A 251-nucleotide genomic window follows, 5' to 3' on the forward strand; every position below is an offset into this window, starting at 1 on the left:
CCCCGGCGGCGCCTCGGGAAGCACGCGGAGTACGGCCAATGGGAGCTGCGGCGCTCCGTACCCTACCGTGACGGGGCGCGCCGCTACTGGATGCGCCGCCGCGTGAAGCGCGTGGCCTCGACCCTGCAGACCCTCTGAGGCGCGGGCCCGACGACGCCGCCCCGGCCGTCGTCGCCCCCCGCGGCCCGGGTCAGCGCGGCGCCAGCATCCGCCCGCGGACCCGGCAGGCGCACCCGCGCGCCGGCACGCGG

Annotated in this window: 1 protein-coding gene; it reads left to right on the forward strand. The window is 80.5% G+C overall.

Annotated features, from left to right (window positions below):
- Positions 1-138, forward strand: a 138-nt coding sequence (locus KVS67_RS14220) for a DUF5703 family protein (RefSeq protein ID WP_254629376.1), incomplete at its 5' end; no start/stop codon positions are given.
- Positions 139-251 lie beyond the last annotated feature (113 nt).

The sequence above is a fragment of the Micrococcus sp. GbtcB5 genome, assembly GCF_019091605.1.
Taxonomy (GTDB): Bacteria; Actinomycetota; Actinomycetes; order Actinomycetales; family Micrococcaceae; genus Micrococcus; species Micrococcus luteus.